The 14,271-nt window shown below is 62.0% G+C and carries 11 protein-coding genes; 5 read left to right on the plus strand and 6 right to left on the minus strand.

What is annotated here, in order from left to right:
- Positions 1-292 precede the first annotated feature (292 nt).
- Entirely contained in the window at positions 293-514 is a 222-nt protein-coding gene (locus tag HUU46_20835; protein NUM56094.1) for a hypothetical protein, read from the plus strand.
- Positions 515-548: 34 nt separating this feature from the next.
- Complete coding sequence (locus tag HUU46_20840; GenBank protein ID NUM56095.1) at positions 549-1,052, plus strand: shikimate kinase; 504 nt, start codon at positions 549-551, stop codon at positions 1,050-1,052.
- 69 nt (positions 1,053-1,121) lie between these two features.
- On the opposite strand, the gene HUU46_20845 is transcribed toward HUU46_20840, so the two are convergent.
- The 3 genes from HUU46_20845 to HUU46_20855 are packed head-to-tail and all read right to left on the minus strand — an operon-like array spanning position 1,122 to position 6,713.
- Positions 1,122-1,949 carry a class I SAM-dependent methyltransferase gene (locus HUU46_20845; GenBank protein ID NUM56096.1) on the minus strand — a complete coding sequence of 276 codons (828 nt, stop codon included), beginning with the start codon at positions 1,947-1,949 and terminating at the stop codon, positions 1,122-1,124.
- Between the two features lie 21 nt (positions 1,950-1,970).
- The gene (locus tag HUU46_20850) at positions 1,971-4,514 is read right to left on the minus strand and encodes a helix-hairpin-helix domain-containing protein (GenBank protein NUM56097.1); all 2,544 of its coding nucleotides are present in this window, start codon (positions 4,512-4,514) and stop codon (positions 1,971-1,973) included.
- A 60-nt stretch (positions 4,515-4,574) separates the two neighbouring features.
- On the minus strand, positions 4,575-6,713 hold the full coding sequence (locus HUU46_20855; protein ID NUM56098.1) for a hypothetical protein: 2,139 nt from the start codon (positions 6,711-6,713) through the stop codon (positions 4,575-4,577).
- Positions 6,714-6,820: 107 nt separating this feature from the next.
- Between HUU46_20855 and HUU46_20860 the strand changes: the two genes are divergently transcribed.
- Positions 6,821-8,026: a glycosyltransferase gene (locus tag HUU46_20860; GenBank protein NUM56099.1), complete on the plus strand. Its 1,206-nt coding sequence runs from the start codon at positions 6,821-6,823 to the stop codon at positions 8,024-8,026.
- 11 nt (positions 8,027-8,037) lie between these two features.
- Here HUU46_20860 and HUU46_20865 read toward each other — a convergent pair whose 3' ends face one another.
- On the minus strand, positions 8,038-9,252 hold the full coding sequence (locus HUU46_20865; GenBank protein NUM56100.1) for a glycosyltransferase: 1,215 nt from the start codon (positions 9,250-9,252) through the stop codon (positions 8,038-8,040).
- Between the two features lie 93 nt (positions 9,253-9,345).
- Between HUU46_20865 and dprA the strand changes: the two genes are divergently transcribed.
- Both dprA and lpxK read left to right on the plus strand, forming a co-directional pair.
- Entirely contained in the window at positions 9,346-10,539 is a 1,194-nt protein-coding gene (dprA, locus tag HUU46_20870) for a DNA-protecting protein DprA (protein NUM56101.1), read from the plus strand.
- Positions 10,536-11,561, plus strand: coding sequence for a tetraacyldisaccharide 4'-kinase (gene lpxK / locus HUU46_20875; GenBank protein NUM56102.1), 1,026 nt, complete (start codon positions 10,536-10,538; stop codon positions 11,559-11,561). Before dprA ends, lpxK begins: the two co-directional genes overlap by 4 nt.
- 16 nt (positions 11,562-11,577) lie before the next feature.
- On the opposite strand, the gene HUU46_20880 is transcribed toward lpxK, so the two are convergent.
- Positions 11,578-13,464 carry a response regulator gene (locus HUU46_20880; GenBank protein ID NUM56103.1) on the minus strand — a complete coding sequence of 629 codons (1,887 nt, stop codon included), beginning with the start codon at positions 13,462-13,464 and terminating at the stop codon, positions 11,578-11,580.
- Between the two features lie 47 nt (positions 13,465-13,511).
- Complete coding sequence (locus tag HUU46_20885; protein NUM56104.1) at positions 13,512-14,243, minus strand: hypothetical protein; 732 nt, start codon at positions 14,241-14,243, stop codon at positions 13,512-13,514.
- Between the last annotated feature and the right edge of the window lie 28 nt (positions 14,244-14,271).

Genomic DNA, 14,271 nt, shown 5'->3' on the forward strand with positions numbered 1-14,271 from the left:
GCCGAACCGGCACCCGCGCCGACAGACGCCGCGCCTGCCCCTGCTGAACCGGCGCCGGCTGCACCCGCCGATGCGGCGCCCGCACCCGCGGATGCTCCTTCGGCGGAGCCTGCGGCGGACACCTCGGCAAGCGGTGGCGATGCGCTGGGCAACCTAGACGAGTTCCAGGTGAACACCGGCGGCAGCAGCGCCAGCAAAAAGCGCTAGCTCGATACCCCGACAACGTTATCCAGGCACCCTCGGTGCGCCGGGGGTGCCTTTGTCGTTACTATGTCCGCGGAGGTCCGAATCCATGCGAAGGATATGCTTGTTCGTGATCGCCGTCGCGCTGTCGCTAGCGTCATGTAAGCCGGCGCAGACCGGTCCCACCGGCGCCGCTCCCGAGGGTGCCCCCGCACAACCGCAATCTTCGCCGGATGAGACACCAAAGTCCGGCGACCTGGGCGACAATCTCGAAGAGTTTCAGGTCACGCCCAGCGGTTCGAGCGCAAGTTCGGGGAGCAAAGCGCCGTGACGTTCTGTAAGTTTTCGACGGCGCATCGCGTGCAATGAATGTCGTCCTCATCGGTTCGCGCGGCAGCGGCAAATCGGCGGTAGCGAAGGCGCTGGCAACGGTGCTGTCGCGGCCTGTCGTTTCGACCGACGCTGAAATCGAGCGGCGCGCCGGGTGCGCGATCGTGGATTTCGTTTCAAACCGTGGGTGGGACGCGTTTCGCGACCTCGAGTCGGAAGTGGTTCGCCACGTCGCGCCACGCGCCGACTGTATAATCGATACCGGAGGCGGCGTCGTGCTGCGCCAGGCCAACGTCGACGCGCTGCGCGCCGGCGGCCGCGTCTTCTGGTTGCAGGCGCCCGTGACCGTACTTGCCGCGCGCATCAAGGACGACGCCAGCCGCCCTTCGCTAACGGGCTCGAAGTCCGCGGTCGATGAACTCGCCGACGTTCTGGCGGCGCGCACTCCCTTGTACGCGGCGGCGGCCCATCATTCCATCGATGCCGCAACCCGTACGCCGGAGGAGATCGCAGCGGAAATATCCCGGCTATTCTATTGATTGTTTCTGCATGAGGCCTGTGTGGCCCATCGGTCATGAATCGATTCCTGCGTTCACAATCGACCGAAACTACTTTCCGCGTTTCTCGAACACAATCGCCGCGATTCCGTGCCGTGTAACGTGTGAGGGACCGCCATCCACCGGCACAATACATCGCGCGGCCCATACCGGGTCGAAAAGCTTTGTACCGATCGATCGCAGCGAAGCGGGACGCGCCGTTGCGCGGCAATAACGCGCGTACCAACCGGCCGGCGATTCTTGCCACGCGTGCATGGCCCTCACGTGCAACTCGGCAGCGCATACGATGCGGTCGTCGAGCGCGGGCCAGTCGTAGTAGCGGCTGAAGAACACGCGCCCACGCGCATCCCGCGCCTGCTTGCCGTACGGATCGGCGTCAACCCAGCGCTCTTCGTACTTGGGCACGATAGGCACCGTGACTACCGCGAGACCGTTCGGGGCGAGCACGCGCGCAATTTCGCGCATGGCGACGCTGTCGCCGGTCCCTGCGATGTGCTCGATCGCGCTGACGCTGTACAACGTGGAGATCGATGCATCGGCGAACGGCAGGCGCATCGCGTCGCACTGCATGAACTCCAATCCGGGCTGCGATCGCGGTAGCGCGTCCGCCGCAATATCGGAGCAGATGACAGCGGACCCCGCCGCTGCCCGGACGAAGCCGGCGAGGACCTTTGGGCTGCCGATGTCTAACGCCCGATCGCTGGCTGTAATCGAGTCGAGCACTGCCGCGAGTTCGTAGTAGCGCCAGAGATCGATGGGACAGAGCAGTTGGCGTATCGCCAGTTTCAGACTACGCCGCGTCCGGGCCCGCGGCAGCATCGCTAACGACGAGCGGAACCCCGCCCACCACCAACGCGCAAACCTCGGCGCGGGGGTCATGTTGGAACCGCGCGTGCGCGGTTACGCGCCGAGTTTCTCGCGCAGCGCCGCAAGTTGATCGGCCAATTGGGTGTTCAATGGTCCGCCGCCGTTGTCCGCATGCTTGATGGCCTGACCGCCCTTGCTCCCGCGCATGGCCGACTTCAATTCCGCCGCGGTTTCTTTGTCGCGCCGGCTGGGACGACGGGGCGCCCGTTGGTCGTCGCGCGGCCGTTCGTCGCGCTGGGGCTTGCGTTCGCGTGGACGATCATGTCCGTCCCGGTGTTCGTCGCGCCCGCGGTCACGGCCGTGGTGCGGGCGTGCGTGTTCGTGTGGACGCCCGTGCGCGGGCGGAGCGCCCGCTGGTTGGTCGTGCGGCGCATGGTGACGGCGCTCGGCGCGCTCCGGGCGCTGCCGCGGCTCCGGCGGCGGAAGCAGCGCTTTGATCGAGAGCGAAATGCGCGGAAGCGCCTTGTCCACTTTGATGACTTTCACCTTGACCACGTCGCCGACGCGCACGACTTCACGCGGGTCTTGCACAAACCGGTTCGCGAGTTCCGACAGATGCACAAGGCCGTCCTGATGCACGCCGATGTCAACGAACGCGCCGAAGTCCGTGACATTCGTAACGACACCCTCTATTTCCATGCCCTCTTCCAGGGCCTGGACCGAGTCCACGCCATCGAGGAACTTGGGGACCTTGAACTCGCGGCGCGGGTCGCGGCCTGGCTTGTGCAGTTCTTGGCGAATATCGTGCAGCGCGAGCGCGCCGACGGTCTCCGTTTCGAGGGCGCGCAGGTCGATCTCGTCAACCCGCGACGGCTTCTCGAGCAAGGTCGGCACGTCCACGCCAATCCGCCCGGCCAACTGCTCGACCACGGGATAGGCCTCGGGGTGAATGCCGGTCGCATCGAGCGGCTGGTCCCCGCCACGCACGCGGAGGAACCCCGCGCATTGCTCGAACACTTTGGGCCCCACGCCTTGCACTTCCAGGAGCTCCCGGCGGTTCTTGAATCCGCCGTGTTCCGTCCGGAACGCGACAATGTTCACCGCCGTATCGGACTGAATTCCGCTTACGTACTTCAGCAATGCGACCGACGCCGTGTTCACGTCTACGCCGACGGCATTCACGCACGAGACCACCGTCTTGTGCAGGCCCTCGCGCAGCGCGCGCTGGTTCACGTCGTGCTGGTACTGTCCGACGCCGATATGCCGCGGCTCGATCTTCACAAGTTCGGCGAGCGGATCCTGCATGCGGCGCGCAATCGAAATCGCGCCGCGAAGCGTGACGTCGAGTTCCGCAAACTCGTCCCGCGCGATTTTGGACGCGGAGTAGATAGACGCGCCCGCCTCGTTCACAAGCACCATGAACACCCCATTCGAACTGACTTTCGCGAGCGCCTGGCGAATGAACTTCGCGACTTCGCGCGAACCGGTGCCGTTGCCAATGGCGACCGCCTTGGCCTGGTGCTTTTCAATCAGCGCCAGCAACACTTTCTCCGAAGTCTCGAAATCGTTCTGTGGCGGGGTCGGGAAGACCGTTGCGCTTTCGACAAATGCCCCTGTCGCGTCGATTACCGCAAGCTTGCAGCCGGTCTTCAGTCCGGGGTCTACTCCGATTACCGTCATCGGTCCCGCGGGCGGCGCAAGCAAGAGGTTGTGCGCGTTCTCGCGGAACACGCGAATCGCCTCCGCGTCCGCGCGTTCCTGGACCTGACGCAGGACTTCGTTTTCGATCGAGGGGCGCAACAGTCGTTGGTACGAATCCTCAATCACTTCTCGCACGTGCGCCGCAAACTCGCCATCGGGAGACTTCAGATATTTCCCCTGCAACTCCGCGACCATGCGCGCGTCGTCCAACGCAAGTTCCATACGCAGAAACCCTTCCTTCACTCCGCGATGGACCGCGAGATACCGGTGCGAGGGAATCTTCGCGACCGGTTCGGAGAACGTATAGTACGCTTCAAACTTCGTGTGCTTCCCTTCGGCGTTCTTCGTCGGGTGCGCCGCGATACTTCCATGCTGATGCATGCGATCGCGGACAAGCGCGCGCGCCTCCAAATCAACCGACACGCGTTCCGCAAGGATATGCTTCGCGCCTTCCATTGCCTCCTCGACCGACGCGACGGCCTTCTCCGCACGCACGAAGGTCTGAGCAAACGTCTCGAGCGGTTGATCGCCTGCCGTCTGTGCCCAAATGAAATCGGCAAGGGGCGAAAGGCCCTTCTCGCGCGCCACCGTCGCCTTGGTGCGCTTGGCCTTCTTGTAGGGAAGGTACAAATCCTCGAGCAACGTTTGGCTCGTGCACTCGAGGATGGCCGCCCTGAGGGAATCCGTCAGTTGTCCCTGCTTCTCGATCGCATCGAGCACGAACGCGCGCCGCGACGTCAATTCGGCAAAGTACGCATGCTGCTCCGCAATCGCCTCGAGTTGCACCTCGTTCAGATTGCCCGTCGCATCTTTTCGGTAACGCGCGACAAACGGAATCGTCGCGCCGCCCGAAAACAACTCGATAGTCTTGACCACCCTCGGGATCGGTACGCGCGTGTGGTTACTGATCAACTGCAAAAAACGGTCTTCAAGCATTACCTGATACTCCGCAAACCCAATGGGAACTGTAGCAAATGCCCGAGCCGCCCCACAAAATCAATACGCAATGGTGATGCGCACGTCCTCCGCGCGATTGGGCAGTTCGATCAGCGCCGTCTGCGACGACGCGTCCCATTCCTGCTTCACGTCCAACTGCGGGTCGGTCGTGACGCTGCGCGGGGCGGACGGAAGATACACGCGAAGTCTCGCCGTTGTGCCGGCGGGACCGCGGGCGGTGAATGTGTATGCACCCGGTAGTTCGCGGGCATTGCGGATGCGGCTGCTCGATCCAACAACCTGCGGGCCAAAACGGTGCCGCTTGATATAGGACAGATCATAGAGAAACGCGCGCTGATTCGGGCCGAGGACCAAATTGTCCACAATGCGCAGTCCGGGATCGAACAAATCGACGCACTTACCCCAGACCGTCATCGAATGCACTTCCAGTGGCGACTCGTCACACACGCCGGCCGCGATGTACGGACCGCGCCGTATGCAAATGCCCGGAGATGTCTGCAGTTCTTCCCCGCGCTGCCGGAGCATCTCCGCAACCCACCCGCGCACTTTTTCCGCGCCGCCTTTTTCGCGCGAAAGCTGCGCCGGACTCTGCGCAATTGCCCGAACGAAGCCGCCCCCAACCACCACGGGATTCTTCCACGCGGTTTCCCCGGCGCCGAGAACGCCGAGCAGATGGTCGTACGCCTTTGCCTCCGACGCGCCCTGATCGTTCCACCATTCCCGAACGGCGTGATACGGGTCCCGTCCATCGTCCACGAGAATCAGACAACCGCCGCGGCGGACCCATCCCGCAAGTGCTTCATGATAGGCCGCCTTCAGCGGCTTCTGATGCTCGTAGGTGAGCAGGAGCACCTTGCAGTCGCCGAACGCATTCGGATAACCGGCGTTCTCCATCTGTACCATCTCGACGGGAACGCCCACCTTCAGTAAGGGAAGCGCCAGCCCGTAGAATGACCCGAGCATGGGATCGCTCGGTGTCGGGTCGGCGCGCTGAAACATCATCGTGTCCGATACGATGACGCCGACGCCACGCGTTCCACACTCGAACCGGACGTCGTGCTGTCCGACGTCGTTTAGCGCATTGACGACGGTCAGCATCTCCAGCGCGTAGTCCGCGGGAATGCCTTCTCGCTCGCCGGTCTTCGAGTCCAGATCCACCTTGGGATACTGCCCGCGAAAAATCCGGTCGGGCCACGGCATGACCTCGAAGCGGTGCACGGTCGGCCACATCAACGACGCCACGACCGTGCACTCGTAGTTGTAACGGTAATCGTTCCAACTGCGATTGGGATTGTCCTCGACCGGATCATGAAGGAACCACAGCTTCTTGCCGGTCGGGTGCGTCATCGCCACCATCTGCCCGTACTCGAGATACGCAGTCTCAAAGGTGCGCTCTTTCGCCACACCCTCGTACGAGTTCCGCGAGCGTGCCGTGCCGGTCCACACCTGCGCGACGTACCCGTCCAATTGCGGGATATCAATGAGATGCGACTCCGGGCTGACGATGCCCCATTGCGCATAGTTGATCAGGCTGTGCGTGGGCACGTGACATTCGATCGTCTGGCCGATCGTCTTGGCGCGCTCGTCCACGTGCGCGAACACCGTGTGCAGGGCGTTGAAATAAAGTTCGTATTTCAACTTGCTCGCCCGGTACTGTGCATCGGCGCTCGAATCCGGCGCCCGCCACGGCTCGCCATAGAACTGTTCCCACTCCCGCTTGAACGCCTCGCTCCAGCCCGTGTTCGCCCAGTACTCCGGCTCTTCGAGATATACCGCGCGCACGCCCGCGTCCAGCGCCGGGTCAATGTATTTTTTCACGAACTCGATATATGCAACTGTGGGCACGTTGTAACCGACATTCGTGCTGTTGCCGTGCATGCGCAACCTGCCATCGCGTTCGGTTTGCACTTCGCCTTTCTTGAATGCCTCGCCCTCGCCGTAGTACGCGCCGTAATCGCCCCATGCAATTCCGGTCATGAGCGACACGTCGTACCCCTTCGCGCGCCACTCCGCGGCGCGCTGCGCAAACGTTCGGCCCACACCGTAAACGATCGCAGTGTCTGAACCGATATCGACTTCCGGAGCGTACGGCGAGTGAATCTGAAACGTCGTCACATCGGGGCCGGCCACAACCGCAAACGGCGTCGCGGTGATGAGGAGGAGTGCGAAGTACTTCATGGTCGGCCCTTATGCGGAGACATTGCGAATTGTCCTCGCAGTATAACACTGTGTCCGACTCGCGCTCCGTTCCAGGTTCGCCACCCGTCAGTGGTACGATTTGCCGCATGAATGAACCGCGCCTCCGTATTACCGGTCGGCTCCGATCGATTATGAGCTACGACAAACTCGCGGGCGAAGTCCCGCGCGTACTCGTTCTACGGAGCCAATATTGGCTCGATGGTGCATGCGAAGCCGCGGCGCGCGGCATCGGGTGGCAGGTTGCGTCCGTTCCGACGGCCATGGAGGGCGCGGCGTCCCGCGAACAAATCGCGCAGTTGCTCGATGCGATCGTAACGACGCGTCCCGACTTCATCCTGTCAATCAACCTTGCCGGGATGGATGTCGACGGGATGTGGGCGCGCTTCTTCCATGACTTGCGCGTTCCGTACGTGGCGTGGTTTGTCGACAATCCCCGCACGATTGTCATGGGACGGACCACCTATGCCTCCAATCATGCGATGGCGCTCACGTGGGATGAATCGTACGCCCCCTACTTGCGCGCCGTAGGTTTTCCCCACGTGCACTGGCTGCCGCTCGCGGCGGATACGACGCTGTTCAACGCGGGACCGGCGGAACTCGCGATGCATCCCCCGGCGTTCGTCGGTAACTCGACGGTCGAGTTCGCCGAGCGCGCATGGCAAGCAGTCCGCGAGAAGCCAAAACTGTCCGTACTGGCAGAAGGGGCCTTTGCCGTCGGCGCAGTCACGCGCGATCACATGGCGCGCGGGCTCGCTTCCATCATTGGAGCGGAAGCGGCGTCGGCGTTGGACCCCGAGGAAAGCCGGCATCTGGAAATGCTGTTTTTTCTCGAAGGCACGCGGCGCCTGCGCCACGATGCCTTGCGGCAATTGGCGCCGGACGGCGTGCAGGTGCGGGGCGACGGCGCGTGGAAAACGGTCGTCGCGGATGCGATGCCGCCCGTTCATTACTTCGACGCTCTGCCGGCGTTCTATCGCGAGTGCGCCGTCAATCTGAACTTCACAAGCATCCAGATGCCCGCCGCGGTGAACCAACGCGTGTTCGATTGCCCCGCGGCAGGTGGTTTCTTGTTAACCGACAGGCAAAGCGATCTGGCGCGTTTGTTCGATTCAACGGAGGTCGCAACGTTTGCGTCAATAGACGAATGCCGCGATCAGTTGGCGCATTTTCGCGCAAGAGCGAGTGCCCGTGCCGCGATCGTTAACGCCGCGCGCACGCGCATTTTGGGCGAACACACCTACGCGCACCGCCTGCGCACGATCGCGCGGTGGGTGATGGAACACTTCGGCTGAACGCCTCCACGTTACGCGAACCGGTCGCGCAGATAGTCTTCCAGCGACTTCAGGCGGTGCGCGTGCGTGTGTTGCGCGAAGATGCGCGCCTGTGCCTGCGCGACTACGCGGCGGCGCTCGTACGCGTCGGCACGGTAACGCGCGATGAGTTCTACGAGTTCGTCCAAGGAACGGTAAGTGATACACTCGGCATCGGGGTCGAACAGTTCCTCCAAGTCGTCCTGCGCATCCGTAATCAGAAACCCGCCCGCGGCGGGGCAATCGAACACGCGCTGGTTCACCGCGCTTGCCATCTGAATACTGGTGGAATTGATATTAATTGCCGTCGATTGATAAAAGGGCGCAAGCGCATCGAAGTAGCCGATGTCTCCAAAGCTGCGATCATGAACGTCTTTCCAGTCGGGGTCGCCGTAGACCTCAAGGCCGAGCGGTGCGAGGCGCAACGCCAACGCGGCCCGGATTCGCCGCGTGCCTTCGTAGACAAGGCATAGCTCGAGATGACGGCGCTCCCGAGGCGCGCACCGGCCCAGGAGCCACGGGTCGATAATCGTTTCCACGCCCTTGGCAAATTGTTCGCGCGACATCCGCCCGCTGTCGAGCGCTTCGCGCACCGCTGTGCTAATGGCCGGGAATGCGCGCAGTTTCTCCCATGCTTCCTCCGCATGCGTGATCATGGACGCGCCGACAAACGCCAGTTCGCGCGTATGCGTCTCCAACGCGGGGCCCCGAAAAAGTCCTGGGTCCGTCGCGTGCGGCATAAAGTGCACGTGCTCAAAGCCGAGCGATTTCAGGTGCGCCGTATACCCGCGTTCCCACGTCGCCGCCACGCTGTACGGCGAGCAGTGGACAACGCGGTTGTACAGGATCATGCGGGGCGTGTCCGTAAACCAACTCACGTAGGGAATGCGCGCGTCCTCGAAGAACCGCGAAAACAGCCCGCCCTCGTCCATCCCCGCGTAGTTGGACGTAAGAATGAAATGCGGCTTGAACTCCGCGACCGTTCGAAACAGGGAGGCCACCTGGTCCCGCGTAAGCCCACCCGTCATCGCCGAGGAAACGGTCGCGACCGCCCAATCCAGCGACTCCGCCGCGCGGACCCAGCTCTTATCAAAAAAATACTCGGTTTCCAGAATCAGCAGCCGCGTCGGCCCCGAAAACTTTGGATAGTCGAGCATCGCCCGCATGCCGGGCGAGATGTGAAGTCGCTTTTCCATCGGGTGAGGCATAGACTACTAATTCGTGACCTGTATTCGCTAACATGGTCGCGTGGTGCGCAACAAGTTCAATCGAAGTATCAAGTACGATAGTCCACGATTCACATGCCGCTAACCGATGAACAACGTAGTTGGGTCACACTCGCGCTCGTGCCGGGCGTGGGCACGGCGATGTTCATACGTCTGTTGGCGCGGTTCCGTACGCCGGAAGCGGTACTGAACGCCAGCCGGCGCGCGCTCGAAGAAGTCGTCGGCCCCAAACTTACCGAGCGCATCGCGCAATATAGCGACGTAGCCGATGTGGCGGGACAGGAAGCCGCGATGGCCAAAGCGGGCGCCTCCCTGATCACACTCGAAGACCCCGCGTACCCGCTGCGGCTCGCGGAGATTTACGATCCGCCGCTGCTACTATTCATTCGCGGACGCATGCTCGAGGCGGAACAACCCTGCGTCGCAATCGTCGGCACGCGCCGCGCCACTCCGTACGGAATTCGCATGGCGGAAAAGTTCGGCCGCGAACTCGGCGCGCGGGGCGTCACGGTCGTGAGTGGAATGGCCAACGGCATCGACTCCGCCGCGCACCGGGGCGCGCTCGACGCCGGTGGTAACACGATCGCCGTGCTCGGGTGCGGCGTGGATATCGTGTATCCGCAGCAAAATGCCGAACTGATGAGGGACATCATCGCGCACGGCAGCGTGGTCTCGCAGTTTCCCATGGGTACTACGCCATCTCCCGGACACTTTCCGTACCGCAATCGCATCATCAGCGGCATGAGTCTCGGCACCCTCGTCATCGAAGCGCCGCTGAGCAGTGGCGCGCTCATCACCGCGAGGCAGGCGGCGGAGCAGGGGAGGGAAGTCTTCGCGATTCCCGGCCAAATCGGCGTCGTGAACAGCCAGGGCCCGCACCTCCTGATCCGCGAAGGCGCGAAGTTGGTTGAGTCCGTGGACGATATTCTCGTCGAACTCGAGTTGCCGTCTAATGTGCGCGTCGCCAACCGCGCACAGCCGGCGCCGGCCGCCGATGAAGACCGGCAGGACCGCGCCGCGCCGTCGCGGCCGCAGCTATCGGTCGTGCCGCAACAGTCCGCGCCGCCGCGTGCCGACCCGCCGAAGCAAGACGCGTCGACAAACGAAGAGCGGCGCATACTCGATGTGCTCTCGCCAAACGGCTCGCACGTCGACGAAATCGCGCAGGCGTGCCGCGTCAGCGTCTCGCAGGCGCTCAGCGCGCTCACCTTGCTCGAACTCAAGGGGCTCGTGCGCCAGTTCAGCGGCAAACGCTTCGCACCCAAATGACCCTATTCGATTCGCTCTCGGACAAAATCCGCAACAACGAGCCGATCCCCTGGTATCTCGACGCGCTCCTATCCGCCGCAACGCCCGTGTACCGCGCCGGTATGCTCGTGCGTGCAATGAGCACCCCCGTGAAGGTCAACGCCCGCGTCATCAGTTTCGGCAATCTTACGGTCGGCGGCACCGGCAAAACCCCAGCGGTAATCGAGCGCGCGGAGGCGGAAGTCGCTGCGGGCAACCGTGTAGCGGTCTTGACGCGCGGATACGGCGCGACACAGCGGCTGAACGAGACCATCTGCGTTCGCGGCAGCGACGCCAACGCGAAAGCCGATATCATCGGCGATGAACCGGCCATGATCGCGAGACGCGTGCAAAACGTAATCGTCGCCCGATCGGCTGATCGCGTAGCTTCTGCCCGAAAAGCCATCGATGAATTCGGCTGCAACGTACTCATCCTCGACGACGGGTATCAGTACTTGCGGCTTGCGCGCGATGAAAATGTGCTCGTCATCGACGCAACGAATCCGTTCGGTAACGGACGATTGTTGCCGCGCGGAATTCTGCGCGAACCCGTTGCCGCGGCAGCACGGGCGACACACGTAATTCTGACCCATTGCGACCGTGCACCTGTCGCCGCAATTGAGGGGCTGGCAGACCATTTGGACCAATCGTGTCCCTCGGCGCCCATTCGGACGACACGTCACGCTCCGGGCCCCCTGCGATCGCTCGCAACCGGAGAAGAACTCCCGCTGGAGACTCTCAACGGATTGGAGATTATCGTTGCGTGTGCAATCGCGCGGCCGGAGAGTTTTGCCGCCACACTCGAGTCCTTGGGTGCGCGTATCGCCGAAAGGCGGTATTACCGCGACCACACGTGCATCCCTGACGATGCCCTGCAAGGGAACAAGCCGGTGCTCGTGACAGAAAAGGATGCAGCGCGGATTTCCGAATCCCCTCCAAACGTTCAGGTACTCGGTGTGCGCCTCGCCGATTGCGCGGTGCCCTCATTCAGCCGCACCGCCTAGGGCCGCGTCGTTCGGCCTATGTTACCTGCGCTTTATTCGAGAATCGCCGCAGCACCGCCCGGATCGCGTCGGGGTTGATGGGCTTGCTGATGTAATCGTCCATTCCCGATTCGATGCACCGCTCGCGATCACCCTGCATGGCGTTCGCAGTCATTGCAACGATCGGAATTCGCTCGCTTTCCGCTTGCGCGCGCCGTATCTCCCCAGTCGCCTCGTAACCGTCCATTTCGGGCATCTGGCAATCCATGAACACCAGATCGTACGCGTTCCGCTGCACCATCGAGACCGCTTCCTTTCCGTTCCCGGCGACATCGACGCTGCACCCGAGACGCTCGAGCATCAGCAGCGCCACTTTCTGATTGACGGCGTTGTCTTCCGCCAACAACACGCGCATCGGGAAGAGGGGTTTGCCGTCTCGCGGGTGAGGCTCGGCGAATCGCTTGGGATTACGTTCGGTGATGGTGTGGCGCGTCACAAACGGAACGTCCGCATTCCCGGCGCGTGCGGCCTGCACCGTTGCCAGCGTGTCCATCAGTACGGCAGCCCGTACGGGCTTTATCAAATAGCCCGAAAAGCCCAGCGATTCCGCGCGTTTCGCATCGCCGCGCTGTCCGCTCGATGTGTAGAGGATCATGCGCAGGCCGGCAAACCGCGCGTCCGCACGCACGGCTTCCGCAAATTGCTCCCCGCTCATTCCAGGCATCAATTGATCTACAATTGCGATCTCGAACGCCTGCCCGGTCCGGATCGCATCGTCCAGCAGTCGCATCGCCTCCGCCCCCGACCCCGCGGCCTGCGCACGCACGCCCCATGACTCGAGCATTTCAAGTAGTATGCGCCGGTTCAGCATGTAATCGTCGACTACCAGCACGCGAATGCCGCCAAGCGCCGCCATCGGAAGCGGAGTCTGCATGGGATTCGCGTCAATCGGAAGCCGGATCGCAAACGTAAACGTGGACCCTTTCCCCACTTCGCTCGCGACCTTCAGGGAACCGCCCATAAGCTCGATGAGCCGGTGGCAGATGGAGAGGCCGAGTCCCGTACCGCCAAACCGCCGCGTCGTGCTTCCGTCGGCCTGCACGAACGGCTGGAACAACTTATCAAGTTGATCCGGCGACATACCGATACCCGTGTCCTCGATGGTTACCGTGATTTCGAACAACGTGTCTCGCGACGGAGTACCGGCCACGGAGATGAGCACGTGTCCAGCCGCCGTAAACTTCACGGCATTTCCTACAAGATTGAGAATAATCTGGCGAATGCGCCCCGGATCTCCTACGAGGCGCTCGGGAACCGACGGGTGAATTCGAACGATGAGTTCAACGTCCCGGCCGTGAAGGCGAACCGCCATGAGTTCGGCGACTTCGTTGACCGCATCGTGCATGTTGAACGGGATGGGATCAATCGACATCTTCCCGGCTTCGATCTTCGAGAAATCGAGAATGTCATTGATGATGGTGAGCAGGGCGTCCGCGCTGGCCCGAATCGTCTCCGCGTAGTCCCGCTGCTCCTTTGTCAGTTCGGTGCTGAGCAACAATTCCGTCATCCCGATCACGCCGTTCATCGGTGTGCGGATTTCGTGGCTCATGTTGGCGAGAAACACGCTCTTTGCGTGGTTTGCCGCTTCCGCGCGGACGGCCAGGGCCTCCGCTTGCTTTATCGATGCCTCCAGCTCGGAATTGCTGCGCTCCAATTCCGCCTTGTTCTCGTTGAGCGCACGCGCCGTTTCCTCCAGCCGCGCGTTCGACAGCTTCAATTCCTCTGTCTGTAGCTCAATGCGCCGAAGCACCGCATCGCGCTGCGCGGTCTGCTCGAGAACCGCGACCTCATGAACCTCGATCAGTTGCTCCAGCGATGCCACCTGAGACCGCAGGCGGTCGATTTCTACTTGCTGATCTGTCATTGCCCGTTCGTTTGCGTTTCCGACTGCGGAAACGCCTGTGTGAATGGCTACCGGCTAAATATCTTCCTTTCGACGGAAAACTTGAGTATTGCCGTCTTTATGTTCAGTGCGACCGTCTTGAACATCTGCGCCGACTCCAGAGGGATTTCGTCGCGCGCGAACAGTATTACCGCAAAAAGCTCCCCGCCCGGCAGCAAGCCGCCGAAACCCAAAACCGATCGGATTCCGAACGGAACCACGAAATTGTCCTGTGCGGGAATGTGGGGTGAATTCAGCGCCGTTGGGACATGGAACACGTTGTAGTTGCGCTGTTCCATTTCCAAAAACAGTTCGGGCGTCGGATCGAGAAAGTCGGACAACTCAATTCCCAATTGCCGGACCAATTGATACATCATCGGCATCTTGGAAACGACATCGACGCTCGGGAGTGGGATTGCCTTGTGCCCAACCGACGATATACGCGAATTCCAGGCCGGATCGTCCCCTCTCGTGGCGAGCAGCGTCATACACTTCGTCGATGCGCGAAGACTCCCGCAGTCTGAAATGGTACTCGCGAAGAGTTGAAGATCGGGTTCCAGCTCCCCAAACGGAACAGTCAGATAGAACCGCACGAGAACGCAATTGCGGGAACCGGTTGTGCCATTCCGGAAGTTCTCGTAAAAATAGTCGACTACGTGCTCTGCGGCCGATTCCATGCAGTTAAGGCTGGCCGGGATTTTGCGCAGTTCGCTCCCGACCCGGATCATGTCGCTTAACGTAAGTTTGTCGAGTTCAGGCACGCTCAATACCTGCCTCTCGCAATCGTCT

Source organism: Candidatus Hydrogenedentota bacterium, assembly GCA_013359265.1.
In the GTDB taxonomy this organism is placed as follows: Bacteria; Hydrogenedentota; Hydrogenedentia; order Hydrogenedentales; family SLHB01; genus JABWCD01.

Excerpts from the sequence above, each read along its gene's own strand:
- HUU46_20835 (NUM56094.1), top strand. The coding sequence starts at position 293 with ATGCGAAGGATATGCTTGTTCGTGATCGCCGTCGCGCTGTCGCTAGCG.
- HUU46_20840 (NUM56095.1), top strand. The coding sequence starts at position 549 with ATGAATGTCGTCCTCATCGGTTCGCGCGGCAGCGGCAAATCGGCGGTA.
- HUU46_20845 (NUM56096.1), bottom strand. The coding sequence starts at position 1,949 with ATGACCCCCGCGCCGAGGTTTGCGCGTTGGTGGTGGGCGGGGTTCCGC.
- HUU46_20850 (NUM56097.1), bottom strand. The coding sequence starts at position 4,514 with ATGCTTGAAGACCGTTTTTTGCAGTTGATCAGTAACCACACGCGCGTA.
- HUU46_20855 (NUM56098.1), bottom strand. The coding sequence starts at position 6,713 with ATGAAGTACTTCGCACTCCTCCTCATCACCGCGACGCCGTTTGCGGTT.
- HUU46_20860 (NUM56099.1), top strand. The coding sequence starts at position 6,821 with ATGAATGAACCGCGCCTCCGTATTACCGGTCGGCTCCGATCGATTATG.
- HUU46_20865 (NUM56100.1), bottom strand. The coding sequence starts at position 9,252 with ATGCCTCACCCGATGGAAAAGCGACTTCACATCTCGCCCGGCATGCGG.
- dprA (NUM56101.1), top strand. The coding sequence starts at position 9,346 with ATGCCGCTAACCGATGAACAACGTAGTTGGGTCACACTCGCGCTCGTG.
- lpxK (NUM56102.1), top strand. The coding sequence starts at position 10,536 with ATGACCCTATTCGATTCGCTCTCGGACAAAATCCGCAACAACGAGCCG.
- HUU46_20880 (NUM56103.1), bottom strand. The coding sequence starts at position 13,464 with ATGACAGATCAGCAAGTAGAAATCGACCGCCTGCGGTCTCAGGTGGCA.